General features: G+C 58.3%; 29 protein-coding genes. 6 read left to right on the top strand and 23 right to left on the bottom strand.

Annotated elements, in window-relative coordinates; translation table 11 throughout:
* Window positions 1-61: 61 nt before the first annotated feature.
* The 7 genes from FEU76_RS11860 to leuC form a co-directional block, all read right to left on the bottom strand.
* On the bottom strand, window positions 62-694 hold the full coding sequence (locus tag FEU76_RS11860; protein ID WP_039179909.1) for a phosphoribosylanthranilate isomerase: 633 nt from the start codon (window positions 692-694) through the stop codon (window positions 62-64).
* Window positions 691-1629, bottom strand: a complete 939-nt coding sequence (gene truA / locus FEU76_RS11855; protein ID WP_039179907.1) for a tRNA pseudouridine(38-40) synthase TruA — start codon at window positions 1627-1629, stop codon at window positions 691-693. The genes FEU76_RS11860 and truA overlap by 4 nt, the downstream gene beginning before the upstream one ends.
* Before the next feature lie 9 nt (window positions 1630-1638).
* Window positions 1639-3711, bottom strand: coding sequence for a FimV/HubP family polar landmark protein (locus FEU76_RS11850; RefSeq protein WP_144983234.1), 2073 nt, complete (start codon window positions 3709-3711; stop codon window positions 1639-1641).
* 195 nt (window positions 3712-3906) lie between these two features.
* Window positions 3907-5019, bottom strand: a complete 1113-nt coding sequence (gene asd / locus FEU76_RS11845; RefSeq protein WP_144983231.1) for an aspartate-semialdehyde dehydrogenase — start codon at window positions 5017-5019, stop codon at window positions 3907-3909.
* Between the two features lie 161 nt (window positions 5020-5180).
* A complete protein-coding gene (leuB, locus tag FEU76_RS11840; protein WP_144983228.1) occupies window positions 5181-6266 on the bottom strand; it encodes a 3-isopropylmalate dehydrogenase in 1086 nt (361 codons plus the stop codon).
* A gap of 30 nt (window positions 6267-6296) precedes the next feature.
* Window positions 6297-6944 (bottom strand): 3-isopropylmalate dehydratase small subunit, encoded by a 648-nt coding sequence (leuD, locus tag FEU76_RS11835; protein WP_039179896.1) that lies wholly within the window; start codon window positions 6942-6944, stop codon window positions 6297-6299.
* A gap of 3 nt (window positions 6945-6947) precedes the next feature.
* Window positions 6948-8399: a 3-isopropylmalate dehydratase large subunit gene (gene leuC, locus FEU76_RS11830; RefSeq protein ID WP_096922860.1), complete on the bottom strand. Its 1452-nt coding sequence runs from the start codon at window positions 8397-8399 to the stop codon at window positions 6948-6950.
* A 169-nt stretch (window positions 8400-8568) separates the two neighbouring features.
* On the opposite strand from leuC, the gene FEU76_RS11825 reads away from it, so the two are divergent.
* The gene (locus FEU76_RS11825; protein WP_039179891.1) at window positions 8569-9453 is read left to right on the top strand and encodes a LysR family transcriptional regulator; all 885 of its coding nucleotides are present in this window, start codon (window positions 8569-8571) and stop codon (window positions 9451-9453) included.
* A gap of 46 nt (window positions 9454-9499) precedes the next feature.
* On the opposite strand, the gene FEU76_RS11820 is transcribed toward FEU76_RS11825, so the two are convergent.
* On the bottom strand, window positions 9500-10453 hold the full coding sequence (locus FEU76_RS11820; protein WP_084123793.1) for a FadR/GntR family transcriptional regulator: 954 nt from the start codon (window positions 10451-10453) through the stop codon (window positions 9500-9502).
* Window positions 10454-10557: 104 nt separating this feature from the next.
* On the opposite strand from FEU76_RS11820, the gene FEU76_RS11815 reads away from it, so the two are divergent.
* The 3 genes from FEU76_RS11815 (at window position 10558) to FEU76_RS11805 (ending at window position 14146) form a co-directional block, all read left to right on the top strand.
* Window positions 10558-11223, top strand: a complete 666-nt coding sequence (locus FEU76_RS11815; RefSeq protein WP_161792505.1) for a DUF1028 domain-containing protein — start codon at window positions 10558-10560, stop codon at window positions 11221-11223.
* A 227-nt stretch (window positions 11224-11450) separates the two neighbouring features.
* Window positions 11451-12716 (top strand): allantoate amidohydrolase, encoded by a 1266-nt coding sequence (locus FEU76_RS11810; protein WP_144983225.1) that lies wholly within the window; start codon window positions 11451-11453, stop codon window positions 12714-12716.
* Window positions 12717-12733: 17 nt separating this feature from the next.
* The gene (locus FEU76_RS11805) at window positions 12734-14146 is read left to right on the top strand and encodes a YfcC family protein (protein WP_260851400.1); all 1413 of its coding nucleotides are present in this window, start codon (window positions 12734-12736) and stop codon (window positions 14144-14146) included.
* A gap of 183 nt (window positions 14147-14329) precedes the next feature.
* Here the strand turns inward: FEU76_RS11805 and FEU76_RS11800 are convergent, their stop codons facing one another.
* Window positions 14330-15181: an SDR family oxidoreductase gene (locus FEU76_RS11800; protein WP_144983222.1), complete on the bottom strand. Its 852-nt coding sequence runs from the start codon at window positions 15179-15181 to the stop codon at window positions 14330-14332.
* A gap of 91 nt (window positions 15182-15272) precedes the next feature.
* Between FEU76_RS11800 and FEU76_RS11795 the strand changes: the two genes are divergently transcribed.
* Complete coding sequence (locus FEU76_RS11795) at window positions 15273-15683, top strand: winged helix-turn-helix transcriptional regulator (protein ID WP_144983219.1); 411 nt, start codon at window positions 15273-15275, stop codon at window positions 15681-15683.
* On the opposite strand, the gene FEU76_RS11790 is transcribed toward FEU76_RS11795, so the two are convergent.
* The 4 genes from FEU76_RS11790 to FEU76_RS11775 form a co-directional block, all read right to left on the bottom strand.
* Entirely contained in the window at window positions 15680-16360 is a 681-nt protein-coding gene (locus tag FEU76_RS11790) for an NAD(P)H-binding protein (protein WP_144983216.1), read from the bottom strand. The two genes, FEU76_RS11795 and FEU76_RS11790, sit on opposite strands and share 4 nt — an antisense overlap.
* Before the next feature lie 160 nt (window positions 16361-16520).
* Window positions 16521-16931, bottom strand: coding sequence for a thiol-disulfide oxidoreductase DCC family protein (locus tag FEU76_RS11785; RefSeq protein WP_144983213.1), 411 nt, complete (start codon window positions 16929-16931; stop codon window positions 16521-16523).
* Window positions 16932-16982: 51 nt separating this feature from the next.
* Window positions 16983-17504 (bottom strand): GNAT family N-acetyltransferase, encoded by a 522-nt coding sequence (locus FEU76_RS11780; protein ID WP_144983210.1) that lies wholly within the window; start codon window positions 17502-17504, stop codon window positions 16983-16985.
* A gap of 79 nt (window positions 17505-17583) precedes the next feature.
* Window positions 17584-18096 carry a DMT family transporter gene (locus tag FEU76_RS11775; protein WP_144983207.1) on the bottom strand — a complete coding sequence of 171 codons (513 nt, stop codon included), beginning with the start codon at window positions 18094-18096 and terminating at the stop codon, window positions 17584-17586.
* 95 nt (window positions 18097-18191) lie between these two features.
* Here FEU76_RS11775 and FEU76_RS11770 point away from each other — a divergent pair, with 95 nt between their 5' ends.
* Entirely contained in the window at window positions 18192-19103 is a 912-nt protein-coding gene (locus tag FEU76_RS11770) for a LysR family transcriptional regulator (protein ID WP_096922853.1), read from the top strand.
* A gap of 159 nt (window positions 19104-19262) precedes the next feature.
* Here FEU76_RS11770 and FEU76_RS11765 read toward each other — a convergent pair whose 3' ends face one another.
* From FEU76_RS11765 to FEU76_RS11710, 10 genes are all read right to left on the bottom strand, one after another.
* Window positions 19263-19823 carry a GNAT family N-acetyltransferase gene (locus FEU76_RS11765; RefSeq protein WP_096922852.1) on the bottom strand — a complete coding sequence of 187 codons (561 nt, stop codon included), beginning with the start codon at window positions 19821-19823 and terminating at the stop codon, window positions 19263-19265.
* 175 nt (window positions 19824-19998) lie between these two features.
* On the bottom strand, window positions 19999-20772 hold the full coding sequence (locus tag FEU76_RS11760; protein WP_096922851.1) for an aminoglycoside adenylyltransferase family protein: 774 nt from the start codon (window positions 20770-20772) through the stop codon (window positions 19999-20001).
* Between the two features lie 40 nt (window positions 20773-20812).
* Entirely contained in the window at window positions 20813-21283 is a 471-nt protein-coding gene (locus FEU76_RS11755; protein WP_096922850.1) for a GNAT family N-acetyltransferase, read from the bottom strand.
* Between the two features lie 36 nt (window positions 21284-21319).
* Entirely contained in the window at window positions 21320-21940 is a 621-nt protein-coding gene (locus tag FEU76_RS11750; RefSeq protein ID WP_144983204.1) for a LysE family translocator, read from the bottom strand.
* 30 nt (window positions 21941-21970) lie between these two features.
* Complete coding sequence (locus tag FEU76_RS11745; protein ID WP_144983201.1) at window positions 21971-22936, bottom strand: 5'-nucleotidase; 966 nt, start codon at window positions 22934-22936, stop codon at window positions 21971-21973.
* A complete protein-coding gene (locus FEU76_RS11740; protein ID WP_144983358.1) occupies window positions 22917-23429 on the bottom strand; it encodes a DUF523 domain-containing protein in 513 nt (170 codons plus the stop codon). Before FEU76_RS11740 ends, FEU76_RS11745 begins: the two co-directional genes overlap by 20 nt.
* Before the next feature lie 651 nt (window positions 23430-24080).
* Entirely contained in the window at window positions 24081-24863 is a 783-nt protein-coding gene (locus tag FEU76_RS11730) for a PhzF family phenazine biosynthesis protein (protein WP_144983198.1), read from the bottom strand.
* A 105-nt stretch (window positions 24864-24968) separates the two neighbouring features.
* Window positions 24969-25436 carry a nucleotidyltransferase gene (locus FEU76_RS11725; protein WP_144983195.1) on the bottom strand — a complete coding sequence of 156 codons (468 nt, stop codon included), beginning with the start codon at window positions 25434-25436 and terminating at the stop codon, window positions 24969-24971.
* A 270-nt stretch (window positions 25437-25706) separates the two neighbouring features.
* Window positions 25707-26084, bottom strand: a complete 378-nt coding sequence (locus FEU76_RS11715; protein WP_144983189.1) for a histidine phosphatase family protein — start codon at window positions 26082-26084, stop codon at window positions 25707-25709.
* A gap of 93 nt (window positions 26085-26177) precedes the next feature.
* The gene (locus FEU76_RS11710) at window positions 26178-26513 is read right to left on the bottom strand and encodes a hypothetical protein (RefSeq protein WP_144983186.1); all 336 of its coding nucleotides are present in this window, start codon (window positions 26511-26513) and stop codon (window positions 26178-26180) included.
* Window positions 26514-26602 lie beyond the last annotated feature (89 nt).

Genomic DNA, 26602 nt, shown 5'->3' with positions numbered 1-26602 from the left:
TTGCCAGAAAGGCAAAGATGAATGAATACATAAAGGCGGAAGAAGGGTTTCACGCCCCTCGTCAGCGCTGATCGGCCCGCCCGACCTGAGCCACGAAGTCGGCCATTCGCCGAGCATCCTTTTGGCCTGGGGCGGCTTCGATTCCCCCTGATACATCAACCGCATAGGGAGCCACCTGCGCCACCGCGGCGGCAATGTTCTCGACCGTCAGCCCACCCGCGAGAATAACAGGTTTTTGCAGGGCTGCGGGGATTCTAGACCAGTCGAAGGTTTCTCCGGTTCCGCCAGGCACGCCCGGTCGGTAAGCGTCCAGCAGCAGTGCCTGGGCGGCCGCGTACTGCTGCGCTGCCTGATGCAGGTCGAGGTCGTCACGCATGCGCAGCGCCTTGATCCAGGGGCGATCGAACTGGGCGCAGAAGTCGGCGGGCTCGTCACCGTGGAACTGGATCAAATCCAGGTGCGGCAAACACGCCTCCACCAGCGCCACGTCAGGGTTGACGAACAGCCCCACCCGCGTCACGAAAGCCGGTACCGGTGCTGCCAGCGCCGCCAACGCATCAGGGTCGATACCCCGCGCGCTCTTGGGCCACATGACGAACCCCAGCGCATCGACCCCCAGCGCCACGGCCTGGGCCACGTCCTCGTGGCGAGTAAAGCCACAAAACTTGATACGCGTGCGACCAGGTGCGGTCATGAGGCGCTCTCCTGCTGTTCAGGGCTGGCTTGCTGGGTAAAGGTGAGCTGGCGCCGGGCGGCCACTCTGGGCGTCTCCGGCAGCGCCCGCTCGCCGGTCCACTCGCCGGTGAAGGCCAGCAGATTGGGCCCCAGCGGCTCCTTGGGAATCTCGAAACGTTCGTCGTAGAGGGAGTCGACGAAATGCAGGCCGCAGGCAGGCGCCGTGACATCGCCCTTCTGGCGATTCTTCATCGCCAGAAGGCGGGCGATATGCCCTTCGTCCTGCGCCCCCCGGCCAACGCTGGCCAGCGCTCCGGCAATGTTACGGATCATGTGATGCAGGAAGGCATTGCCTTGGATATCGATCACCACCAGCGGGCCGTAACGCTTCACTTCGACGAAGTGCATCTGGCGCCAGGGGGATTTCGACTGGCAGCCCGCCGCGCGGAAGCTGCTGAAATCGTGCTCGCCCACCAGCACCTGGGCCGCACGATGCATGGCATCGGCATCCAGCGGGTCGCGACACCAGGTGACGTTGTGGCGCTCCATGACCGGGCGGCTGATCTGATTCAGAAAGATGTAGCGGTAACGGCGTGCCAGCGCGCCAAGGCGCGAATGAAAATCGTCGGATACCGGCTTCACCCAACGCACCGCCACGTCTCGGGGCAGATTGGTATTGGAGCCGAAGATCCACGCTTTTTCAGTGCGCTGTACCGGCGGGTCGAAGTGAATCACTTGGCGCGTGGCGTGCACACCGGAATCGGTACGGCCGCTGGCGTAGATATGCACGGGCGCCCCCGCCACCTTGCCCAGCGCATCTTCGATGGCCTGTTGCACGGAGGCGGCATGCTTCAGGCGCTGAAAGCCACAAAAACGTGTGCCGTCATATTCGACGCCCATGGCCAGTCGGCCAGCCAGCGGTTGTGTTTCATCAAAGTGGTAGAACAGCGTCATCAAGCCACGTCATTTGGAGGATTTGGAAGAGTCGCTATTATCCCGACGTCGCGGCTCGAATGCCACCTCTTCGATTTCCCACTCCTCTTCAGGGGTATAGCGGGTGCGCAGCGGCGCAGCGTCCGCGTTTCCTGACAAGGAGGTCTCGGCCTCGTCTGGCTCGTTGGCCTGCAGCGAGGGCGGATGATAATCGATATAGTGCGCCCGATGATCGTCCGGCACCGGTTGCGCAGGCGCCTGGGGCGTCGACGGCTCCGCAGCATCCTCCTCCTGTTCCGGCGGAGCGTCGGGCGCGGCCTGATTCACTCCGGCAGGCGTCGGTTCGACGAGCATTGGCTCTTCCAGCGCCAGCGGCGGCCGCGGCGCTGGCTCTTCGACGGGCTCGGGGGTGTCCAGGAAAGCCGCTTCCAGGGCGGCTTCGTCTTCATCGACAGCGGATTCGACTTCTTCCTCGCTTGAACTCCACTCCGGGGAGCTGGCTTGCGAAGATGGCTCCTCCAAGGGGCTATGCTCACTAGGCTCTTGAGCAACAGGCTCTTGGACAGCAAGCTCGTCGGTCACCGGCTCGTCAGCAGCAGACACCTGCTCATAGCGCTCGGCTACCTGCGGCGGCGCTTTCGGGATATCGAAAGGCGGTGGTTCGGCAAGGGGCGGCTCCGCCAGAGGCGCGCCAGCGGTGCCGGTGCTTTCCATGACTGGCTCGGCGCGCCGTGGGGGCGTTTCCACGGCAGCGGCGGGCGCTGGCACGTCCTCCCACTGGCGCTCGCGGCGTTTGCGTGACCACACCAGCGCCCCCAGCAACAGCGCCAGGGCGGCACTGGCCAGCGGCCACTGATAGGCCTCCAGCCGTGCGACCACCCCCGGCCCGGACGCTCGCGCACCGGCCGCCTGACCCGCGCTGGCCGCCATGGCTTCTGCGGCGGCCAGGGCACGCTGGGTTTCCTGTTGAGACGCCTGTAGCGCCTCCGTCAACGAGGCCACCTCCTGACGCAGCGCGGCCATTTCCGCCCGCATCAGATCACGCTCTTCGAGGACGGTTTGCAGCATGGCCTGGCTTTCGCGCAGCTGTTCTGCCAGGTCGTTGAGGGTCAGCCCTGCCAGCTCGCTCTCTGTCTCGCCCTCGGCATTACCCTCGGCCAATGGGCCTTCTGGCGCGCCCTGTGGCAACTGCTCGCTCGCGGCCAGCGCCTCGTCGGCCAGCACCGGCTCCTCGCCTGACGATGGCGCCGCCGCCGTGGCCTCGGGTTCGCTCGCCGCAGGGGTTGACGCAGGCGCGGGCGCCGCCGCCGTTTGGCGCATGGCCTGCACCGCCTGGGATGCCTGGCTGGGGCTACGTGCCATGATTTGCTCGCGACCTGGCACTACCAGGGTTTGCCCGGCGCGAAGTTCATCCGGGTTACCGGAAGGGAACGCCGACGGGTTGGCTTCGACCAGGGCCAGCATCATCTGCTGGACGCTGACCTCGGCGGGCTTGACCCGCGCCGCCACGCCCCACAATGAATCGCCGCTGGCCACATAGGCCGTTCCGCCAGGCGCCTGGGCCGCACTGGCCACGGATGCGGACGATGGCGATGGCGATGGCGATGGCGATGGCGATGGCGAAGAAGAGACTGCCTGTGGCGGGGCTTGTGCAGCCGTCGCGGACGGGCTTACATGGCTGACCGGTGCCGCCACCGGCGCACTGGCGGCGCTCTCCGGCAAATCGAACAGTAGCGTGAACGCCTCGGCGCTACGCCCCTCGGGGCCGCTGATGGTCAACAGCAGATCCAGCCAGGGTTCCAGCACCTCCTGCTCGGTGCGCAGCACCACCCGAGCACCGCCGGGCAGACGCTCGATCTCGGCGCGCACGCTAGCCGCCAGCGGTGTCCACTCCAGCCCCTGGGCGGTAAAGGCTGCTTCATCAGCGACCTCCACTCGTAACTCGCCCAGCGCAGCCTCGGAGACATCCACGATGGGTGCGGAGGCATTCAGCGGTGCCTGCAGCGGTGAGTTGACCGTCACCTGCCCCAGCCCCACGGCCAGCGCCAACGGGCTTACCGCACCTAGCGGCAGCCATGACAACCATGCCAGCTTGTTTTTCATTACGGCCCCTACTGCCTGCGATTCCCTGCGTTACATTGTGCCGAGACGTTCACCCATCACAATGACTTAATTCGTTTTTATCATAACGTATTTAACATGCCGCTTGGGCCAATGCACCCTCGACACGCCTGACGGGCAAAAAAATGGGAAGCTGCGAACAGCTTCCCACTGGTTTACCTGACGACCCGCGCTGGATTACTGCTCGCGCAGGATCTTCAGCATGCGCTTGAGCGGCTCGGCGGCCCCCCACAGCAGCTGGTCGCCCACGCTGAAGGCGGAGAGGTATTCACCGCCCATGTTCAGCTTGCGCAGCCGACCGACCGGCACTTGCAGCGTGCCCGTGGCTGCTGCCGGGGTCAGGCCTGCCACAGTGGCTTCCTTGTCGTTGGGAATCAGGCGAACCCACTCGTTGTGCTTGGCAATGCGCTCTTCGATTTCGTCCAGCGGCACATCCTGCTTCAGCTTGATGGTGAACGCTTGACTGTGGGAGCGCATGGCACCGATACGCACGCAAAGCCCATCGATGGGAATCGGGTTGTTCTGCAGACCCAGAATCTTGTTGGTCTCGACGCTGCCCTTCCACTCTTCGCGGCTCTGGCCGCTCTCCAGCTTGGTGTCGATCCACGGCAGCAGGCTGCCCGCCAGCGGCGCAGTGAAGTTTTCCGTGGGGAAGTCGCCGCCACGCATGGCCGCAGTGACCTTGCGGTCGATATCCAGAATGGCGCTGGCCGGGTCGGCCAATTCGCTGGCCACGCTATCACGCAGGTGGCCCATCTGGTTGAGCAGCTCGCGCATGTGCTTGGCACCGGAGCCGGACGCCGCCTGATAGGTCATGGAGGTCATCCACTCGACCATATCGGCCTCGAACAGGCCGCCAAGGCCCATCAGCATCAGGCTGACGGTGCAGTTGCCGCCCACGAAGGTTTTGGCACCTTTCGCCAGCTGTGCATCGATGACCTTGCGGTTCACCGGGTCGAGGATGATGGTGGCTTCGTCTTCCATCCGCAGGGTGCTGGCGGCATCGATCCAATAACCTTGCCAACCGCCGCTGCGCAGGTCGCCGTAGACCTTCTTGGTGTAGTCACCGCCCTGACAGGTGATGATCACGTCCAGCGCTTTCAGGTCATCCAGTGCAAACGCATCTTTCAGCGGAGGCACGTCCACGCCGATGTCGGGGCCGGGCTGGCCAACTTGAGAAGTGGTGAAAAAGATCGGCTCGATACCGTTGAAATCACCCTCTTCCTGCATGCGCTGCATCAGCACAGAGCCCACCATGCCACGCCATCCCACGAAACCGACTTTCAACATGTGAAGTCCTCCAACCAAGAATGAGATAAGTATTATACACAAATATCCGACACGACGTCGGCCACCCCTTGGGGGCAGCCGACGTTGGTTGCTTTGCGATGAGTCGAAGCGAATCAACCCATTAGCAGGCTTTCTTTTTGCCCATGCTCTTCTTGCTAGCCTTAGGCTGAGCGTTGTGCAAAGGCCGCCAGCACCGCATCGCCCATCTCCACCGTGGAGACCCGACGGGTGCCTTCGGAAGCGATATCCGCCGTGCGCAGGCCGTCGTCCAGCACGCTGCCCACCGCCGCTTCAATGCGCTCGGCCATGGCGGGCTCATTGAGCGAGTAGCGCAGCATCATGGCCACCGAGAGCATCATGGCCAGCGGGTTGGCGACGTTCTGGCCTGCGATGTCCGGCGCGCTGCCGTGGCAAGGCTCGTACATGCCCTGCCCGCTCTCGTTGAGCGATGCAGAAGGCAACATGCCGATGGAGCCGGTCAGCATGGCGGCGGCATCGGAGAGAATGTCGCCAAACATGTTGCCAGTGACCACCACATCGAACTGCTTCGGTGCACGCACCAGCTGCATGGCGGCGTTGTCCACGTACATGTGCGACAGCTCTACATCCGGGTATTCCGGTGCCAGCCGCTCCATGACCTCACGCCACAGAATCGTCACTTCCAGCACGTTGGCCTTGTCCACCGAGCAGAGCTTCTTGCCGCGCTTCTGGGCCATCTCGAAGGCGACACGGCCAATGCGCTCGATTTCGCTCTCGGAGTAGATATAGGTATTGAAGCCGACCCGCTCGCCGTCGCGCACTTCGATACCCCGGGGCTGGCCGAAGTAGATGCCGCCGGTGAGTTCACGCACGATCATGATATCCAGCCCGGCCACCAGCTCGGGCTTCAAGCTGGAAGCGCTGGCCAACTGCGGGTAGAGCATGGCCGGACGCAGGTTGCCAAACAGTCCCAGGTTCTTGCGCAGGCCCAGCAAGCCTTTCTCAGGACGCTTGGAGAGGTCTTCGATCTTGTCCCATTTGGGGCCGCCCACGGCACCCAGCAAAATCGCGCTGGAAGCCTTGGCTTTTTCCAACGTTTCGGCGGGCAGCGGCTCGCCGTGTACGTCGTAGGCCGAGCCGCCCACCAGACCCTCTTCCACCTCGATGTCCAGGCCAGCGTCTTGGCAGGCTTTCAACAAACGCGCCGCCTGGGCGGCAATTTCCGGGCCGATACCGTCACCGGGCAGCAGTAACACCTTATGAGTCATGCTCAATCCTTAGCACAAAAAATGGAAGACTTACGCGGGCTGGCGGAACAGCCACGGGCGCTGCTGACGATGCTGCGCTTCGAAGCTGCGAATGGCCTCTTCGTCTTGCAGGGTAATGCCGATATCGTCCAGGCCGTTCAGCAGGCAGTGCTTGCGGAATTCATCGACCTCGAATTCCAGAATCTCGCCGCTGGGCGTGATCACGCGCTGATGCTCCAGGTCGACGTCCAGCTGGTAGCCTTCGTTGGCGTCCACCTCGGCAAACAGGCGATCCACCTGCTCTTCAGCCAGCGTCACCAGCAGGATGCCGTTTTTGAACGCGTTGTTGTAGAAGATATCGGCAAAGCTAGGGGCAATCACTACCTTGAAGCCAAAATCTTCCAGCGCCCAGGGCGCGTGCTCGCGGGAGCTGCCGCAGCCAAAGTTACGCCGTGCCAGCAGTACCTCGGCGCCTTTGAAGCGCGGCTGGTTCAGAACGAAATCCGGATTCAGCGGGCGCTGGGAGCAGTCCTGACCGGGTTGGCCTTCGTCCAGGTAGCGCAGCTCATCGAACAGGTTCACGCCAAAGCCGGTCCGCTTGATGGACTTCAGGAACTGCTTCGGAATGATCAGATCGGTATCGACATTGGCACGGTCCAGAGGCGCGACGATGCCTTCAAAACGTTCGAACTTTTTCATGGCTCAGGCCTCCTGGGCGTGGGTGGCATCGTTGGCAGGCAAGGTACGGACATCGACGAAGTGGCCAGCAATGGCGGCCGCAGCGGCCATGGCCGGGCTCACCAGGTGCGTACGCCCGCCGTACCCCTGACGACCTTCGAAGTTACGGTTGGAGGTCGAGGCGCAGTGCTCGCCAGCGCCCAGCTTGTCGGCATTCATGGCCAGACACATGGAGCAACCCGGCTCGCGCCACTCGAAGCCCGCTTCGATGAAGATCTTGTCGAGGCCTTCGGCTTCCGCCTGGCGCTTCACCAGGCCAGAACCCGGCACCACCATGGCCAGCTTGATGGTATCGGCTACCTTGTTGCCCTTGGCCACCTTGGCGGCTTCACGCAGGTCTTCGATACGCGAGTTGGTGCAGGAGCCGATGAACACCTTGTCCAGCTTGATATCGGTAATTTTCTGGTTGGCCTGCAGGCCCATGTACTCCAGCGCGCGGGAGTGGCTGCGCTGGACGGTTTCGTCATCGGCGGCCTGGGGGTCGGGCACCTGACCGGAAATACCGGTGACCATTTCGGGGCTGGTGCCCCAGCTTACCTGAGGCTCGATCTCTTCGGCCTTCAGGGTGACCACTTTATCGAAGTGGGCATCGGCATCGGAGACCAGCAGACGCCAGTCGGCCACGGCGGCTTCCCACTGCTCGGCGGTGGGCGCAAAGGGGCGCTCGGCGAGGTAATCGATGGTGGTGTCGTCGACCGCAATCAGCCCCACTCGGGCACCCGCTTCGATGGCCATGTTGCACACGGTCATGCGGCCTTCCATGGAGAGCGATTCGATGGCGCTTCCAGCAAACTCGATGGCATAGCCGGTGCCGCCTGCGGTACCAATCTTGCCGATGATGGCCAGCACCACGTCCTTGGCGGTCACGCCCAGGCCCAGCTCGCCTTCCACGCGCACCTGCATGTTCTTCATCTTCTGCGCCAGCAAACACTGGGTAGCCAGCACGTGTTCCACTTCCGAGGTGCCGATACCGTGGGCCAGCGCGGCAAAGGCGCCGTGGGTGGCGGTATGCGAGTCGCCGCACACCACGGTCATGCCGGGCAGTGTGGCACCCTGCTCGGGGCCCACCACGTGCACGATGCCCTGGCGGGGGTCGTTGATCTTGAACTCTTCGATACCGAAGGCCTGGCAGTTGTCGTCCAGGGTCTGCACCTGAATCAACGAGACCGGGTCCTTGATGCCGCTGTTGCCCTCGGCACGCTCTTTCACCGTGGTGGGCACGTTATGATCGGGGGTGGCCAGGTTGGCATCCAGGCGCCAGGGCTTGCGGTTGGCCAGACGCAGGCCTTCAAACGCCTGTGGCGAGGTCACTTCGTGGAGCAGTTGGCGGTCGATGTAGATCAGCGCCGTGCCGTCATCGCGCTGCTTGACCAAGTGCTGGTTCCAGAGTTTGTCGTAAAGGGTTTGACCTGACATGTGGCTCTCCTGGGCAGTGCCCTGCTAGTCGTGTTGGCGGCTTCTACGGGCCGCTCTTGTCGCGGGCGTCATGGACGATGACCCGAGTGTTACCCGACTCGCACATAAAAGCAATTCATGTTATTCATACTTTAGATTCCAAATAGGAATAGTTGATCAGGGAGACGCCGTGGATACCCAAAGCCTGCAAGCCTTTCTTGCCGTGGCACAAACCCAAAGCTTCTCCCGCGCCGCCGAGCAGCTTCACCTTACGCAGCCAGCGGTGAGTAAACGCATTGCCACCCTGGAAGAGCTGCTGGGCACGCGGCTTTTCGACCGTATCGGGCGTAAAATCACCCTCACCGAGGCAGGCAACCTGCTGCTGCCCCGCGCCCAGCGTATCCTGTTCACCGTGGACGACAGCCGCCGCGCACTGGCCAACCTTTCCGGCCAGGTGGGCGGCAAGCTCACCCTGGCCACCAGCCACCACATCGGCCTGCACCGGCTGCCGCCGCTGCTCAAACTCTACACCCAGCGCCACCCGGAAGTGGCCCTCGACCTGCACTTCCTGGACTCCGAGCTTGCCTATCAGGGCGTGGTGGATGGCACCCTGGAAATGGCCATCGTCACCCTGGCGCCCCACCCGGTGGAGCAGCTGCAGGTGGTCGAACTCTGGCGCGACCGGCTCTGCTTCGTCTGCGCCAAGGACCACCCGCTGGCCCAGCGCAGCCGCACCCAGGCCACGCTGAGCCTGGCCGAACTGTGCGAGGTGAACTGCGTGATGCCCGGCGCCAAGACCTTCACCCACACCCTGATCGGCCAGCGCTTCCAGGCCGCCGGCCTGACCCTGCCGGTCAGCATGTCCACCAACTACCTAGAAACCCTGAAGATGATGTGCAGCGTCGGGCTCGGCTGGAGCCTGCTGCCGGAAAGCATGCTCGACAGCGAACTGGTCGAGCTACCGGTGGATACCGACCCCATCCACCGCCCACTGGGTTATCTGGTGCACCACAACCGCACGCTCTCCAACGCAGCGCGCAGGATGATCGAGGCGCTGGAGAATACCCGCGCGTGATGGTTTGGTCGGCAGGTTTACAGTGCCACGGCGTGGGGGCGTGCACTTACCTCTGGCTGTCGCGACCATCATTCAGCAGACTTGCATAATCCACCAGGGCCAGATAATCACGATTGGCGCCTTCACCTGCGTCACTACTGGCCTTGAAAAAGGCCTTTTCCAGCATTGCCTCACGCGACTCCATCAACACCTGAGCAGCCTGCATGTGCTCGCTGACAATACAACGTGCCTCTTCCATGTTGGCAGCTCGTAGTGCGTCCACCAACCGTCGCTGATAGCGATAACCACGCTGCCGGAGTTCCGGGTAGGGTAAATCGTAGATTTTTTGGCACACCGTCAGGCTCATAAGAAGGCGAATAGGAAACCGGCACATCATGGCGAGCAGCGGATTCGGGCAGTAGTCCACCAGCACAAGATGAAACTCCAGCTCCTTGATACGCTGTATTCGCTCTTCGTCCAATGACTCAGGTGCATGGTCATAGTAGGTAATCGTCTCTTCCAAACGGGCGAAGGCCGTCTCGTCCAACTGCCCTTCCAGACTGGTGATCAACGCGGGCCAGAGTGCTTTGCGGGCTTCGTAGATATCATGAATGGTGGGCGGTTTGAAAAAAAAGTAATTGCCCAGCAATTCCATGGCGCGGTCATCGCTCACGTCGCTGATAAAAGCGCCGCCACCAGGTCCTGTACGCGTTTGAATGAGCCCTTGTGCTTCAAGCCCTCTCAGGGCTTCTCTGATGGTCCCCTTGGAAGCCTGGAGCGCGTCAATCAAGTCAGACTCTTGCGGCAACCGGTCGCCAGGTTTGAGGCCATGGCGGGCGATGTACTCCTTGACCGCGTCGGCGATGACTTCGGTGCGTTTGCGCCTGATAGGCTGGCGTGGTCGATTCATGCGATTCCTGAAAGAATTAACAAGCGCGAAAAGACAATCATCCATGGCTTGAACAGTGGCGTACAGGAGACGTTGGTAGAGAACCTGACTGAGGCGCAAGCCGCCCCGCACGTTTACTCATCTACGTTTTGACTATGCTGTCAGGATGATGAACGATGCTTCATTTCCAGCGTTTTGCTGCCTTCCTTTTCACTCAGCGGCCACGAGGTATGCCCATGACCTACAGCCTAATTGCACTGGATGCAGATACCAACACCCTGGGCGTTGCCTGCGCGACGGGCGGGCCAGCCTTGGGTGGTTTTGTGCCCCATCTGCTGCCTGGCGTCGGCGCCGCCATTACCCAAGGATTTAGTACGCATGTGATGGCGGCCGAACAAGGCCTCGCGCGGCTAGCACAAGGCATGGAGGTCGAAAATGTGATAGCGCAGCTGCGACATCATGATCAGGGAGAGGCGTGGCGACAGATAGCCATCATGGATATTCATGGCCAAAGTGCAGGCTGGACAGGCGAACAGAATGCCCCCAAGGTTGGGATGCACCTTTCGACGGGGCTTGTGGTCGCAGGGAACATGTTGGCCAACGACCTGGTGATCCCGGCCATGGTAGATGCATTCCAGCAACACCAGTACTCCGAAGGCCTGGCACACGCCCTGCTGGCCGCACTACTGGCCGCGCAAAGCGTAGGTGGCGACCAGCGCGGTACGCGTTCGGCAGCTATCAAGATGCGAGCGCCCGGCGGCTTGCCGCTGGACTTACGGGTGGATGATGCACCCAGCGCGGCAACAGAGCTAGCCAAACTCTACCACCGCGTACAGGATAACGAGGAATACCAGACGTTCTTGCAGCGGCTCCCTACCGCCAGCCATCCCCATCGACACTAGCCTTTACGCACTTGCCCATCTGACCAGGGCTAGACATACGTCTAACCCTGGGCGCACCTCTTCCTGGTTAAGCCCCTGCCGTTACAAACGTTTTTGAAGCGCACTAACCGAATGCCCTGCCATGGCCGTGAGCAAAGCGTTGACAGAGCCAAAGTGCGTCACCTAGCCTAATTTATCATGATAAATAGACGCGACACGACACGCGCATGCTTGATAACGAGGTCACCATGACAATAACGCTGGAAGCGGCAGGTCAGCAGGCTTGGCATTGGCTTGAAGCAGCAGCACGCTGCTCGGAAACTCAGGACAGCGCTCAACAAGGCGTTACCCGCTTATGCGCTACGCCTGAGCACGAAGCAGTACTGGAAAAGCTGTCGAGCTGGATGGAAGCGCTGGGCATGTCGGTGAGGCGAGACCATGGCGCCAACCTCATTGGACGCCATGCCAGTCATTTACCCGACGCTAAAGTGCTACTGATGGGCTCTCACCAGGATACCGTTCCCAACGGTGGCAAATACGATGGCATGATGGGGATCATTCTGCCGCTTGCCTTGATCAGTTATCTCCGCGCCCAGCAAATTTCTCTCCCCTTTCATATCGATATCGTGGCCTTCAGCGATGAGGAAGGCACTCGCTTTAGCTCTACGCTACTGGGTTCCAAAGTGCTGGCAGGCACGTTCGATCCCGACAGCCTTTCCGCCACCGACGACAACGGCATTTCCCTGGCACAGGCATTGCGCGATTTTGGCTGCGACCCCGACAGCATTCCTGAGGACCGCTACGCTCCTGACGAGGTATTGGCCTTTCTGGAAGCGCACATCGAACAGGGGCCCCAACTGGAAGAGGCTTCGCTACCCGTTGGCGTGGTCAATGCGATTACCGGAATCGAGCGTCACCAATTCGTCATTCAGGGCATGGCTGGGCACGCTGGCACTGTCCCCATGGCTCTTCGTCGCGATGCACTAGTGGGCGCTGCCGAAGTCATCCGGCTGGTCGATACTCTTTGCAAACAGACCGATCAGCTGGTCGGCGTGGTGGGTAAAATCACCAATGCGCCCAACGGGGTCAATGTCATTCCGCAAACCACCACACTCACGGTGGAGTTACGTTCGCCGCAAGATGCCATACGCCAGCAGGCGCGTTCAACGCTGCTCGATCAAGTCAGCCATGCACTGCCAGCGCTGAACCTCACTTACACGCATACCCAAACCTACGAACAAGCCGCCGTGCAGTGCGCCCCTTGTCTAACATCGATGTTGGAGCAAGCGGTGCAAGACAGCGGCGTCGCCCCGAAAGTGTTGTTCAGCGGCGCAGGCCACGATGGGTTGGCCATGGCGCAGCTATGCGATATCGGCATGCTCTTCGTGCGCTGCCACAAGGGGATCAGCCATCACCCGGACGAAGCCATCACCCCAGAGGACCTGATGAAGGCGATTCAGGTGCTCTACCACACCTGCCAACGCTTGGCTAAATGCTGCAATCCACCACGATAACGACCCATGGGTGCCTCATGAACCAACCACCACAACACTCCAACAAGGCGTCTGCGACGCAGCAACGAAAATGGTACCAACAGGTACCTGACCCGATGGTCCTGATTTTCCTGATTCTGGTAGCCGCCTACCTGATGACGTTCATCGTCCCAGCAGGCGAGTTCGAGCGGGAAACCATCAACGGGCGCACCACCGTGATTCCGGGATCGTTCGATTACCTGGCCGATGTCGCCAATTTGCACTTATTCCGAATCTTTGTCGCCATTCCCGAAGGCTTGATCAACGCCTCGCAATTCCTGTTCATCGTGTTTATCGCAGGCGGACTGTTTCATATCCTGCAGCGCACGGGCGCCCTGGAAAATGCGATTGGCGTGGCGGTACACCGAGTCGGCGCAGAAAACAATCCTCGGAGCCGTAACCTCATCATTGCCGCAGGCACTTTCATTTACGGCTTTTTTGGTGTCGCAGTCGGCTTTGAAAACAATATTGCGCTAGTACCCATTGGCGTACTGATTGCCACTGCTATCGGCTGTTCACGCCTGGTCGGTGTCGTCATGGCAGTGGGCGGTATCGGTATCGGCTTCGCACTCTCTCCCATCAATCCTTATACCGTCGGCGTCGCGCAGGGCATTGGCGAACTACCCACCTTTTCGGGCTGGTGGCTCCGACTGCTCATGGTGCTGGCTTGCCTAAGCACCCTAACGGTCTTTATCTGCCGCTACGTAGTGAATGTCGACTACAAGGACGACCAGCCCGCCGAGTTGAACAAGCGCCTTCAGGATTACAGCTTATCGCGTCGCAACATCATGACGCTGGGCATTTTCATTGCTGGCCTAGTTATCATGCTGGTCGGTGTTTTTACTCGCGGCTGGTACATCAATGAAATCGCTGCGATGTTCTTGCTCATGGCCATCGTGATCGGCTTTGCCAATGGTCTGGGCGCCAACGAGCTGGTCAAGCAGATGATGGAAGGGGCAGCCTCCGTCACTGCGGGCGCGCTGGTGATTGGCGTAGCAGCCTCGATTCAGGTCATTCTTCAAGATGCCCATATCATCGACACCATCGTCAATTCGCTGAGCAGCCTGGTAGGCGACATGCCTATTGCCATGGCAGCGGTGGCTTCCAGTGTCATCCAGGGGATCATTAACCTCTTCATTCCCGGCGGATCAGGCCAAGCATTGGTCACCATGCCTATACTGATTCCTCTGGCCGATCTCATCGGCATGAGCCGCCAGTTGATGATCACATCGTTCCAGGTCGGCGACGGCCTCACCAACCTGATCGTTCCCACTTCAGGCGGCACCCTGGCCATGCTGGCGCTGGGAAAAGTGTCTTATGCCCAGTGGCTAAAGGTGATCATGCCCCTGCTGGCACTCATTTACGTCATGTGCTGGATAGCGCTCGTGGCAGGGCATTATCTCGGCTACTGATCGTGTGATCGGCCACGGGGGAGTGCTTGCCTCCCCCGTGGATACTGCTCTCTTTACTCAACGCAGCGTGTGGATGGACCGCACACTCCGTGATGGGATGAGGGCCAACGGCTTGCAAGACATGCCCTCGGTTTGGCGGCTATGTAGACAACGCTATCATGTTCGTCATACACATCCCCGCGATTACGACAGCGCCTGTTTGACAGCCTCCTCCAGCGTCAGCGTGGGCCTACCCAGCAACTGGCTCAACTGACGGCCCTCATCCAACAGGGCCCCCTTGGCCACTCCCCTATCGGCGTCTGCCAATACGCTAGCGAACTCCTTCGGCAGCCCCGCCTGCTGCAAAGCACTTACGTAGTCGGCCTCACTCACGTTGACGTAATCGACGCGCTGCCCGCTTTGCCGCGCGATAACGGCTGCCAGCTCGCCCAGCGTATACGCGCTGTCACCAGCCAACTCATACACGGGCTCCCTGTGCTGATCGCTGGCCAGCACGATGGCCGCTGCTTCGGCGTAATCAGCCCGCCCAGCCGAGGCAATCCGCCCCTCGTCGGCACAGCCAAACAAGGCACCCTGGGCGACCGCCCCAGGAGCTCCCTGCGTATAATTTTCGGTGTACCAGCCGTTGCGCAGCAGCACATAAGGAACACCAGAGGCATGAATCAGTGCCTCGGTCTCACGGTGCTCCTGCGCTAGACCAAGCGGCGACGAATCGGCATGCAGTAGGCTGGTATACGCCAATAGTGCCACGCCCTGATGCTTCGCAGCCTCGATGACCGCCCGATGCTGATTGACACGCTGGCCAATCTCGCTAGACGAGATCAGCAGCACCTTCTCGGCCCCTTGCAAAGCCGCTTGCCAGCTGTCAGGGTCATCGTAATTGGCTTGACGTACGTGTACGCCTAGCTCGGCCAGCGGCTGGGCTTTTTCCACATTCCGCACGGCGGCCACAATGTGCTCGGCAGGCACGCGCTTCAATAGCGCATCAATCACCAAGCGGCCTAGCTGTCCGGTAGCACCCGTTACTACGATCATGTTTTCACCCTCATTCATCTGCAATGGTTGGTGAAACGAAGCGTACCCTTTAAACTAACTTTTAGTAAGTACGCACAAAAAGGTAAGTACCATGACCCGTCACCCAACGCCCCCTTCTCAAAGCGCCAGCCATGGAGCACTCGCCAATGCCATGCGCCGTGGCGAAGTACTCGCAAAAGCCTGCCCATCGCGGCAGATTTTGAAACACGTGACCAGCCAGTGGGGGGTTTTAGTGCTGCTGGTGTTGATGAAAGGCACCCACCGCTTCAGCGAACTGCGTCGCAAGATCGAGGGAGTCAGTGAGAAAATGCTGGCACAAACGCTTCAGCAACTGGAAGAAGATGGCCTGGTCGCACGCTATGCGCGTCCCGTTGTGCCGCCGCATGTGGAGTATTCATTAACGTCGCCAGGCAAAGAGCTGGGGCAGCACATCGAAGCGCTAACCGATTGGATCGAACACAACCTGCCTACACTGCTTGCTGCAAGCCGAAAGCCTGACTAGCTACCCATGCTCAAGCGATGCAGGGCCGCATTACTTTGCACGATGGAGGGCGTGACCTCCTCCAGCGCCACCTTGACCATGCCCGCTGCCACGGCCTCTACCGAAATAGGCCTCAGGGTAAGCGGTAGCCACCGCACTGCGGGTGCCAGCACCGCGCTCGCCCACGTCTCTGCCAAGCGTCCATCCTGCGGCCGCCCCAACAACAGCGAGGGCCGAGCAAAGAACACACAGGGCAACCCCAGCGCCTGAATATCCCGCTCCACTTCGCCTTTCACGCGGTTATAAAATATCGACGAGCGAGCATTGGCACCGTGCGTCGTCACCACGGCCAACCGGCTCACCCCCGCCGCTTTGCAGGCACGGGCAAACGCCAGCACCAACCCATGATCCACGCGACGAAACGCCGCTTTACTCCCTGCCTGCTTTTTCGTGGTGCCCAGCGCTACAAACGCCATGGCCCCAGCGGGCACCCGTTCGGCAACCTCAGCTTCCAACCGTTCGAAATCCAGCAGCGCAGGCTGAAGCCTGGAAGCGTTAGCGTGGGGAAATTCACGGGCAACATCCAGCTCGCGGCGGGTCACGACAATGACGCTCTCCACCTCATCGCGCTGGGAAAGCTGCGTCACGAGGTGTTGCCCAATGGCGCCAGTGGCACCAAGAACGATGGCGGTAGGCATGAGTGACCGTTTCCTTATGGTGTGAGTGCCTAGACACAGGTTTGCTTTCTACTGACACAGCAGGCAAAGAATGACATTGTAGCGCGTGGTAACGAGCGAGTAGCGAGGCACCCGCGAGGCCGTGCCACCGAGAGAAAAGGTAAGCAACCCGCCTCACGGATCAGGTATCGCCCCCCACAAACCGCGACTTCACCTTTGCTGACGGCACCATACAGGCATTTTTCTTACCGAAGAGCCGATAGCGATGCCGCGCGAATAGTTTATAAGCCGCGTCCCTGATCGGCCTGGGCACCCTCTTGAATACATAGCACAGCCGCCAAGGCCCTTTCAGGTCTTTGGCGATCTCAAGGGCAGCATCCGAGAGCACATAACACTCACCCTTCTTGATCAGCACCAGGGTGTCCGTGCCCACATCAGGAACGTCGAAGCGCTCCGTCAGCTCCTGGGCCAACTCACTCTGCATCGGGGTGAAGGCAAAGACGCCCTCTGGATCTCGCTGGATGATGAAATTCACCGCGCCGTTGCAGAAATTGCATACACCATCGAATATCACGATATGCCGATTATCCATAGGCTCCTGAAGAAAGAAGGCGTTCGTTCGACATGGGTAGGTTGCCTGACACTACGGGCAACGGCGCACCATGGCAATTCGCTGCATCGGGTCGGGAAGCGCTGCCCGCTGTTCTCGCAAGATAGCGCAGAGCTCTGCACCGCACTCTTCTTCCGGATGCTTCACAAAACCATGTTTCTCGTAGAAGGGCTTATTCCAGGGCAAATGCGCATAGGTGGTAAGCCAGAGGGGCCGATGAGCGCTCCATGAAATAGCGTGATGAACCAGCATGCTACCTATCCCTTGCTGCATATGGCCCGTGCGTACGGAAAGTTGATCCAGATAAGGCTCTCCATCAACGTCACCGAGGATCATGAAACCGACAGGCCTATTGCCAGTGTCAGCGGCCACCAGGGCAAGCCCGCGTTCAATGGCAAGAGCCCACCGCTGCTGTTCGGATACCACAAAAGGATGCCCCTGCTCGATATCGATGTCGAGCCCAGCACGAACGAACAGCTGACCCGCATCATCGTCGATGGCTACCAGCGCCCCCAGCTCATTAACATGGGCTGTACGCAGCGTTACTCCGTTCATGATGCCGCTCCTTGACTGTTCGAGCGCCTATTGGATGGACCTATTGGATGGAAAAGGTTAACCAAAATGCCTAGCCGCTTCATGAGGAAACGTTGCCCGTCACCACCTGTCCAGCACTTTGTCGAGGTGGTGTATTGGTCGGTGAGAACCACAGCACCGTCACCATGCCCGCCAACACCAGCGCCACTCCCAACACACGCCCCATGCTGAGCTCTCTGACAGGCAAGTTCATCCAGCCGTGGTAATCCAGCAGCAGAGATGCGATCAACTGCCCTGCAATCACACACACCATGAAGCTGGTGGCTCCCACTCGCGGCACCAGTATCAGCGCCGACGACACATAGATAGCGCCTGCCACGCCGCCCAGCCATGCCCACGCGGGAAGGTGCCTGATAACAGGAGGCGCTGCCTGCATCGCCAGCGCAATGGGAATAACGACCAGAATACTCACCATCAGAGAGACCAGTGTCGCCCAAAGAGGATGGCCCAACGCTCGGCCCAATTCGGCGTTGCTACCTGCTTGAAACGGCACCAAAGCGCCCGCGATGACCGCCACCGCCGCCAGTGCCACTACGCAGAAAGATGAGTTCATGCCAAGGCTCCTGATACATCTGTAAGGTGCCTTTTATCTTGTATAATTCATTTCAAGAATTGAAATTCCATTTTTTATTTTCCACTATTCGAGCCATGAATAATTTAAGACGCATCGATCTCAACCTGCTGGTTACCCTTCACGCGCTACTGGTGGAAAAGCATGTCTCGCGAGCGGCACGCCGCTTACATAAAAGCCAACCCGCCGTGAGCCATGCCCTCGCCCACCTGCGTGCCATCTTTGACGACCCGCTGCTGGTGCGACGAACAGGCAAACTGGAACTCACTTCTCGCGCCAGCGAGCTGCTACCGGCATTGACGGAAGCACTGCATCAGCTCGGCGCACTGCTCGACCAGCCCGCCTTCGACCCCGCCCAGGCAAAGCGGGTGTTTCGGCTGGCCATGTCGGACTATGGCTCTCGGGTAATTCTGCCGCGCCTGGTACAGCGCTTGCGCGCCGACGCCCCGGGGGTCGACCTGCAAGTCGCGCAAGGTAGCCGAGCCTCGATGCTGGCTGGGGTCCATGACGGAGAGATCGACATGGCGTTTGGCGTGTTCCCGTCGCCCCTTTCCGATGAATTGCGCACCCATACGCTCTTCATCGAACACTTCGTTTGTGCGGCGGATAAAAACACACTGCCCAGCACAGGCAGCCTCGATAAAACCGCGTGGCTTTCGAGGCCCCACGTGCTGGTGGCCATGCACAGCAGTGAAAGCAACGAGATAGAGAACGCACTGCATCGCGAAGGCGTCACCCGCCGGGTCGCCATCACTTTGCCCCACTGGGGCGTCGCCAGCCGCGTGGTGGCCAACACCGACCTGATCGTGACGGCCGCCCGGCGCAGCTTCGATCTATTTCTGGAAGACTCACCGCTGCAACTCTTCGCGCCCCCTTACCCCATCGACCCATTTGCATACGACATGGTCTGGCACTCACGGCGAGAAAGCGATGCCGGGCACAACTGGCTAAGGCAAACGATCATTGAAATACTGCGAGAAAGCGCGTGATATGAGTGCATCGCCTCACGACGATGCTACCCGCTACCCAAGGTAATACACCCGTAGCGCGTGGTAACGAGCGATCAGCGAGGCACCCGCGAGGCAGCGCCACCAATAGAAAAGTAGGCAGCCATCCAGGCTCCACCAGCGGGCGGACACCGCCATCCGCTATGCGGGAAGATCACTGACCAAGCGCCCATACATTGCCGAGTCAGAGACAACGCCATTGACTTCCCAGCGCTGCCTTAGCAGCCCCTCTTGAGAAAACCCGAGCTTACCTAGTGCTTTCGCTGACGCCTGGTTCTCTGGGTCAATCTCTGCTTCAATCCGCCGGAGCCCCAATGAGTTGAAGCCGTACTGAATCAACGCCTCGCCAGCCTCATGAATATACCCCTGCCCCCAGCATGAACGGCCCAACCCAAACCCGATTTCAGCCCGTTTGGATGCTTGATCGTAGCTGAACAGCATGCACTTGCCAGCCAACTCACCTGTCGACTTCACATACACGCCGAGCACCAGCGACACTTCACGGCGCATCGACTCATGACTTCCATTAATGAAATCAATGGCGTCCTGAATCGTTGCCCAAGGTGCAGTGTTCCAATACCGCATGACCTCATGATCAGAAAAGATTTCCAGCAGGCTATCCGAGTCATTGATGGCCAAGGGTTTAAGTATCAACCGCGCGGTTTCAATCACGGGGAAAAATAATCCATTCAATATCAGCACTCCATTTCCATAACTAGCACTGGCTGGCTACCATCTCCAAGTCAGTCAATTTAATCCCCTGGCATCGTGCCCGAACAAAGCCGCACACGGCGCGCCACCAAGAGCAGCCCGTGGCTCGGCTAATAGGGCCAACACTGCGTGATGATTCGCGGTTACTACACCGTTACCAAGCTTTTTACGATAAAGACAAGGTTATAGCGCGCTCCATATAGCCTACCAGTGCATCAAACTCTTCTTGCCTGTCTAGCCATTGATCATCGACGATTCCCAGGTAGCCTTCCCGCGCATACTTCAATTGCGCTGCGTACCTTGAAGGAGCCCGCTTCTCCGCCCACTCTGCAGCCACATCTTTAGGCTCGATAGTGCCGGTAGAGGCTGTGAGCCACATGCGAGCCAGGGTCAAAATCACGTTACGTTCATCCCCTTGCGATTCTGCCAACAAAGTGGGCAAGGCATGTTGAATGGCCACTCGGATATCAGCCATAGGTATCGAGGGGATAACCTCTGCAGCGTTGGGGCCATGAAGCGCCAGGCCATGCTCCCTCACTTTTTTCAAGACGATGACCAGGTCAGGGTCACGGGCAGGGGCTGGTACACTGCCCGCCTCGAACTGCTCGCGCATCCATTCCCCATATACAAACTCCGCTTGCGGAGGAAATGGCCAGGGAGCCTCCCCTGAAACCGTTATCACGGTCAGCTCCAATGGCCTGATGCCATGTATATTGCCGATCGCACCGGACACACTCATCAATTGGGCCGCCAATGCCTTCCTCTGTTCGCGGCACAGCGGCTGGGCAACGCTAATAAGGATATCGACGTCGCTATCAGGTTTTAAGCCGCCTACTACCGCAGAACCAAAGAGGTAAATACCAACAATCGACTCACCCAGCACCTTTTTCGCTACTTGCTGGGCCTGCTGCGCTTCACTGGGTATCGTTGGAATAGCCATCAAAAGGGTGGAATCCTCACGGGTAATGCGACCATTGCCGCTAGTTCTTTAAATCCAATCCCAGAAAATGCGTTCCAGGCACGGGGTTATGCGTGACGGGTGGATGCTCCACAAACCCATATGACTTGTATAGCTTCAAAGCTGCCGTAAATTCGGGCAGTACATCCAGGCAGATTTTCTTGTAGCCACTCTCATTCGCCGCCTGCAGCACTCTATCCATTAGCATGGCCCCCCACTGGTTGCCGCGGGCACCAGGTCGGATATAGACCCGTTTCATTTCACACGTGTGGGCGTCCAGCTTCCGAAAAGCGGCGCAACCCACCGGCACACCCTCTTTTTTCAGCAGAAATATCTGTGACTCTTCAGAGGAGTACTTTTCAGCTAGCTGGCTGAACTCCTGATCATTTCCTTGAAAAGAAAGGTCCACCGACGTGCTGTCGATATACTCTTGATAGAGAGCCAGCACAGCGTGTAGATCATCAGGAAATACCGCTCTCGACACTTCAGGCATGTTTCTCCCCCCAATCGGCAGTCATTTCGATCCCCTTCACTCACGGCGGGCCAACAGCAGCCCTGCTCCCGCACTTCCCAATAACCCGGCACACACTCGATTGAACAGGCGCCGCATGGAGGGGCGCGAGAACCAGTGGCGCAATGCCTTGCCGAAGAACGCGTAACCGGCGATGGCGACCCACTCCAGCATCAGAAACAGCGTCCCGAGTATCAGGAACTGAAGCCCTACGGAACCCGCAGGGTCGACAAACTGGGGCAGGAACGCGGTAAAGATCAGGATGGCTTTGGGGTTGCCCGCTGCCAGCAGGAACTCCTGCCTCGCCAGTTGAAGCAGATTCTTGCCGCCCAGCGCCTCGCTATCGCCTTCTGCTGGGTCTGCGTTCCAGAGCTGATACGCCAGCCAGAGGAGGTACAGCACACCGGCGATTTTGACGGAGAGAAACACCTTTTCGGAGGTATGCAGCACGGTGGCCAACCCGGTAGCGGCCAATGTAATCATGCCCACAAAGGCCACCAACCGACCCATCCCCGCATAGCAGGCCACCCGTATGCCGTATCGCTTGGCATTCGCCATGGAGAGCAGGTTGTTGGGGCCGGGGGCCATGTTCAGGGCAAAACATGCAGGTATGAATAACAGGAGCGTCATCAGGGTCATGTCGGTTCCCACCATCTAAAGTGAAAAGGGTCAGCTACCGGCATCAGGCTCGTCTGCCTTCGCCCTGGGCTGGTTGGTGACACCAAACGGAATATGAACAGAAGGCACCACCGCACTGGCGGACTGCAAATGACCAGACTGATCATCGAAGAAGATGTGCGGCTTCAACACACCCAGCACCCTGCCCTTCTCGATGCCGCCCAGGAAGAACGCATCGTTGGCCATGACACCCCAGCTTTTCAGCGTTTTCAAGGCGCGTTCGTGGGAAGGCGCATTGCGGGCGGTAACAATCGAAACGCGTATACGGTTTTCATACTCCGGGTGGCGCTGTTTGTACGCTTCTTCCGCCGACTGGATTCTTGAAATGCGTACCAGGAACTCTTTCAGTGGCCCAGGATGGTGGGGCTGCATCACGTTCTTGACTTCATGATCATGGAAAGCCGTGAGACCTGATGCCTGCATGACCGACTCGGATTCGTCGCCCGCCAGCACGCCATCAAAGTCAAAAGCGATGCGCAGTGTCTGGTCGTCTTCATCGTCGTCAAACATGGAATCCAGCACCTGCCCCGCCGGGTGCCCGCTGCCAATGGCGGCCTCCACGTCTGGCTTGTGGCCAGACAAAAATAGCGCAATGTTCAACGCGGGAATGTACTCATAGGGCGAACGCCCCTGCATGAAGATCGCCCGGGTAATGCCCAGCCCGTAGTGCTCGATGGTTTTCATGACGCGCAAGCCGGTATCCGGGTCGTTGCGTGACAGCAGCACCACCTCCACCAGCGGGTCTTCCGGGCTGGGGCTCAAGTCGTTCAACGCCAGCAGCCGCTTGATAAACGGAAACGCGATGCCCTTGGGGAGCGGAACCTCAAGATTCTTTTCCTGATATTCGCGGTACTGCTCCTCCCCCTCGCGGCGAAAGACGGCATCGGATTCGCTCAGATCAAAGACCGCACTGGAGGCAACGCCAATGACCAGACGGTTATCGAGTTCGTAGGGCATGCGCTTCCTTTGTGGGTAGGTGGCTTGTTGCGTCAAGTGCCTTATTGGCATCCTCGATTTCATGCTGGCTAAATACCTGAATATCGTGCCGGCGCAGCAGCGCAGCGGTAACCCCCATCCCAGGGTTCCTATTTCCTGAGAAGTGACCGTCGTAGATGAATGAACTGCCGCAGGAAGGGCTAGCCTCAGCCAGCACGGCTATTTCAATATGAAACCTTTTGCACAGCTCCAGGGCCACCGACGCACCAGCAATAAAACTATCAGTCACAATGTTGCCGCCTTTTTCCATGACGTCGGCCTCACCGTCTAACACACTGTTTCCACAGCCCTCGAAGATTTCCGCAGGCACTCTGGGAATACTCATGCCTGCTTCCACCTCTGGGCAAACAGATACCACTCGGCCTTCAGAAATCCACCGCGCCACGATTTGATCATGTACCGGTAGGCTACCACCGTCGTACCGGACACTTTTCCCTAGAAGACAGGCACTCATTAGCACTTTTTTCACATTCCCCCCCTGTCACTGTGATGCAGACGCCTACTCTCACCAGATGCACAATGTAAGCAGAGATGTTGCATTGAGTGGATGGCCTGACCCTATAGTTGAAAACCAGATGACCATACCGTTCATCGTCATTATCGCGTGCTGGCCGCAAGGCGCGCACCCAAAGCGACGAACAAGGCACCAAGGCCACGGTCCACCCATAAACCCGCTCGACGATTTTGCCTGAAGCATGCCCCTAACTTGGCACCCGCCAGGACCAAAGGGGGCTCTACAACAGCCGCTACGACAGTGATCATAGTGCCGTGCAAAAACAGCCGAGCGCTTACAGGGCCCGCACCTTCCACGACAAACTGCGGCAGGAAAGCAAGAAAGAATATGACTACTACATCGTAATCTCCCGTTACTCTCATTCATTGCAGTCCAAGGGCATAAAGACGCTGTAGGAAGTACGGTGCCAGGCTACCTCTACTGCCTCATGCCCGTATTTTCGGCTCAATCTGTCATCAAGCTGGGTTACGCTAATATCGGCATTCAGAGGCTGAAGCCCAGTGATGCTCAATCAGATAGTGTCGACATCACGCTATTTTTAGCCCCAGCCCCCATGCGTTCATCAGGTGTGCCACTTGCCCAGTTTTATATTTATGGAATGTGAACTTCCGCGATCATGAAATCTACACAACCGCCTACGAGGCACACTCGATCATCTTTTACCTCGCATTCGACTCTTCCTCCTCTCTTTGAAAGCTGGGCAGCACTTAGCTGATTCTTCTCAAGATGCTTTGCCCAGTAGGGAGCGAGCTCGCAATGTGCAGATCCCGTCACGGGGTCTTCATTTACACGCAGCTTGGGGAAGAAACAGCGGCTTACAAAATCCACCTGGTCCCCCGGTGCAGTGACGATCACTCCTCGCAACCCGAGCTCATGTAGTTTCAAGAAGTCTGGCTTTAACGACTCAACATCACCTTCCGACTCAAAAACTGCCACATAATCAAACGCTTCGAGCACTTCCTTGGGCCTCTTCCCGAGCCCTTCGATAAGCTTTTGTGGCGCCTCAATTGGAACCGGCCGAGTAGCGGGAAAATCCATGGAATACCCTTGTTCTACACGCTTGACGATAAGGGGTCCACTTCGAGTGTGGAATACCACCTCCGGATCGGCGTAGGCGAGATGGGTAAAAAGAACATGAGCGGCCGCAAGCGTCGCATGACCACACAAGTCCACCTCTTCTGCTGGCGTAAACCACCGCAACTCAAAAGCATCTCCTGTAGCGACAAAAAATGCTGTTTCAGAGAGGTTGTTCTCTTCGGCAATGGCTTGTAATAAGCAGTCGTCAAGCCAAGCTTCCAGTGGGCATACTGCAGCGGGATTGCCTCCAAACACATGGCCCGTAAAAGCATCAACTTGGAAAATTTTTAATTTCATTTAACTATCCCTATTTGGCTATGCTGCCACCGACATCTAACACCGCCATCCCTGATGACAAAACTGGAGCAAAGCAGAGGCTTTGGCATCCGTTGGATGGTTTTATTATGCGCTCTGCCGTATATCACGGATATCCTCGATATCTACCGGCCGTGAGAGCGCAGATTTATACCGTATCAGATCTTCCCGCAGCATAAGAGGAAGCTCAAGACCCAGCAAATTTACGGTATCAAAGCGAGAAAAATCTATATTGAGAGGCACCCACTGCTCGTTGCCTGAATCAAATATCTTCGGACCATCAGCGTTGCCTACCTCGACTTTAATGCCTTCATACTTGAATTGGACGTAGGTGAGATCCCACCCTTCCTCTTGGCGGTGAGCGGCAGCTTTGGATACAAATTCCTGACCAGCCTGTACCACTGATGAAAAGTGCTCACCAGGAACAAAAAGGTCGATATCATGCAGGTCACGTTCAGCGCCATAGCCTTTCGCTGCAAGCCCACCACAAATTATGAAAGGTATATTTCTATCTCTTAGTAACCCTACGATCCATTGCGTGGCTACTTGATGCATGATTCCTCCTCTACGCTAAACGCTCGGCTTACACACCAGCATGTGGGCGCTCAGCGCCGGAAAGGCGGTCGCCGTGAAGTCATTGGTTAGAAAAAATTGGTCGATTGATATAACTGACCATATTTACGTCACCTACCGATACATGACTTAGCCCACAATTATCGTGCGGGAACCGTGTTTTATGGGGCAAAGCCAGCATGTTGTTTATTAATTCGCGAAGCATGTGCCCGTGTGTTACCACCAATTACCTGGAGTGAGGCTGGATGTCGATTAGCTTTTTTGCCTGTAACACACGCTCCATGAATGCACCTGGTAACTCATTTTCATGGGGTCGTCATGGTCTGACACATGACGGAAATACTTGGGCTCCTCTCGGGCAGGAGCATCAGTTAGTAATAACTGCCCCTCAGCTAAACAAGGGTGAACCTCAATCTCTATTTTGGCAGCCTCAGCAAAAGGTTGAATGGTTTGCAGGGCTCTTGGATAAGGAGAGCACAGAATGCACTCGACCTCCAATTCCAAGAGGCTTCCTGTAATGCTTTGTGCCTGATCGTGGCCATGCTGTGTGAGCGAGTCACGGCTTCCTGTTGCTAACGCAACATCACGGTTCTTTTCTGTTTCTGCGTGTCTTAAGAGGAATATATTCATACTTGATTTCTTTTAACGTCGCCAGCACGCGCGGCTTTGTAGTGAAGGCGAAGCCGCAACGAAAAAGACGTCGCTGTGCCTGCGATTGTCAAGTCACTCACTTTTTGAGTCCGGAAAATGAATATGGTGATGAATTTCAACCTTCAGATTTTCATTGTTGCCGGATATCTTCACACCATTAATTTTGATGTTTTTTTCTTTCTTACTTCTCTTTAAGCGATCGTACAGCCAAGACGAAAATAGGCTTAGCGCTATGGTGCTACCCGAGCTAATAACGAATGTGGCGACCTGATTGGCTGCAGCCATCAATTCAGGATCTGCACCATCAAAAGTGGCGATTCTACGCCCAATATCCAGCCCATCTATATCCAGCGATTGCAAGTCTTTCGCCAGCTCAACATCCTCTGTCCTTATTTCGATTCGGCTCATAAAGGTTACTTCCTAAACTTAACGTCAAAGTTGAGTGGCACGCGCCAGCGCGTCCGCTCGAACGACTTGTTGGGCAGCATCTCTCGGAT

The organism is Halomonas sp. C22, assembly GCF_007655045.1.
Classification (GTDB): domain Bacteria; phylum Pseudomonadota; class Gammaproteobacteria; order Pseudomonadales; family Halomonadaceae; genus Vreelandella; species Vreelandella hamiltonii.
This window is presented reverse-complemented; position numbering and strand designations above follow the sequence as displayed.

Bases quoted from the DNA above. Each gene is read 5' to 3' on its own strand.
- leuC (WP_096922860.1), bottom strand. From the start codon at position 8,399: ATGTCAGGTCAAACCCTTTACGACAAACTCTGGAACCAGCACTTGGTC.
- FEU76_RS11790 (WP_144983216.1), bottom strand. From the start codon at position 16,360: ATGCCTACCGCCATCGTTCTTGGTGCCACTGGCGCCATTGGGCAACAC.
- FEU76_RS11860 (WP_039179909.1), bottom strand. From the start codon at position 694: ATGACCGCACCTGGTCGCACGCGTATCAAGTTTTGTGGCTTTACTCGC.
- FEU76_RS11775 (WP_144983207.1), bottom strand. From the start codon at position 18,096: ATGAACTCATCTTTCTGCGTAGTGGCACTGGCGGCGGTGGCGGTCATC.
- leuB (WP_144983228.1), bottom strand. From the start codon at position 6,266: ATGACTCATAAGGTGTTACTGCTGCCCGGTGACGGTATCGGCCCGGAA.
- FEU76_RS11795 (WP_144983219.1), top strand. From the start codon at position 15,273: ATGACCCGTCACCCAACGCCCCCTTCTCAAAGCGCCAGCCATGGAGCA.
- FEU76_RS11740 (WP_144983358.1), bottom strand. From the start codon at position 23,429: ATGAGTGCCTGTCTTCTAGGGAAAAGTGTCCGGTACGACGGTGGTAGC.
- FEU76_RS11800 (WP_144983222.1), bottom strand. From the start codon at position 15,181: ATGATCGTAGTAACGGGTGCTACCGGACAGCTAGGCCGCTTGGTGATT.
- FEU76_RS11805 (WP_260851400.1), top strand. From the start codon at position 12,734: ATGAACCAACCACCACAACACTCCAACAAGGCGTCTGCGACGCAGCAA.
- FEU76_RS11785 (WP_144983213.1), bottom strand. From the start codon at position 16,931: ATGGATAATCGGCATATCGTGATATTCGATGGTGTATGCAATTTCTGC.
- FEU76_RS11745 (WP_144983201.1), bottom strand. From the start codon at position 22,936: ATGCCCTACGAACTCGATAACCGTCTGGTCATTGGCGTTGCCTCCAGT.
- FEU76_RS11850 (WP_144983234.1), bottom strand. From the start codon at position 3,711: ATGAAAAACAAGCTGGCATGGTTGTCATGGCTGCCGCTAGGTGCGGTA.
- truA (WP_039179907.1), bottom strand. From the start codon at position 1,629: ATGACGCTGTTCTACCACTTTGATGAAACACAACCGCTGGCTGGCCGA.
- FEU76_RS11780 (WP_144983210.1), bottom strand. From the start codon at position 17,504: ATGAACGGAGTAACGCTGCGTACAGCCCATGTTAATGAGCTGGGGGCG.
- FEU76_RS11755 (WP_096922850.1), bottom strand. From the start codon at position 21,283: ATGCCTGAAGTGTCGAGAGCGGTATTTCCTGATGATCTACACGCTGTG.
- FEU76_RS11815 (WP_161792505.1), top strand. From the start codon at position 10,558: ATGACCTACAGCCTAATTGCACTGGATGCAGATACCAACACCCTGGGC.
- FEU76_RS11730 (WP_144983198.1), bottom strand. From the start codon at position 24,863: ATGAAATTAAAAATTTTCCAAGTTGATGCTTTTACGGGCCATGTGTTT.
- FEU76_RS11810 (WP_144983225.1), top strand. From the start codon at position 11,451: ATGACAATAACGCTGGAAGCGGCAGGTCAGCAGGCTTGGCATTGGCTT.
- FEU76_RS11725 (WP_144983195.1), bottom strand. From the start codon at position 25,436: ATGCATCAAGTAGCCACGCAATGGATCGTAGGGTTACTAAGAGATAGA.
- asd (WP_144983231.1), bottom strand. From the start codon at position 5,019: ATGTTGAAAGTCGGTTTCGTGGGATGGCGTGGCATGGTGGGCTCTGTG.
- FEU76_RS11750 (WP_144983204.1), bottom strand. From the start codon at position 21,940: ATGACCCTGATGACGCTCCTGTTATTCATACCTGCATGTTTTGCCCTG.
- FEU76_RS11760 (WP_096922851.1), bottom strand. From the start codon at position 20,772: ATGGCTATTCCAACGATACCCAGTGAAGCGCAGCAGGCCCAGCAAGTA.
- FEU76_RS11770 (WP_096922853.1), top strand. From the start codon at position 18,192: ATGAATAATTTAAGACGCATCGATCTCAACCTGCTGGTTACCCTTCAC.
- FEU76_RS11710 (WP_144983186.1), bottom strand. From the start codon at position 26,513: ATGAGCCGAATCGAAATAAGGACAGAGGATGTTGAGCTGGCGAAAGAC.
- FEU76_RS11715 (WP_144983189.1), bottom strand. From the start codon at position 26,084: ATGAATATATTCCTCTTAAGACACGCAGAAACAGAAAAGAACCGTGAT.
- leuD (WP_039179896.1), bottom strand. From the start codon at position 6,944: ATGAAAAAGTTCGAACGTTTTGAAGGCATCGTCGCGCCTCTGGACCGT.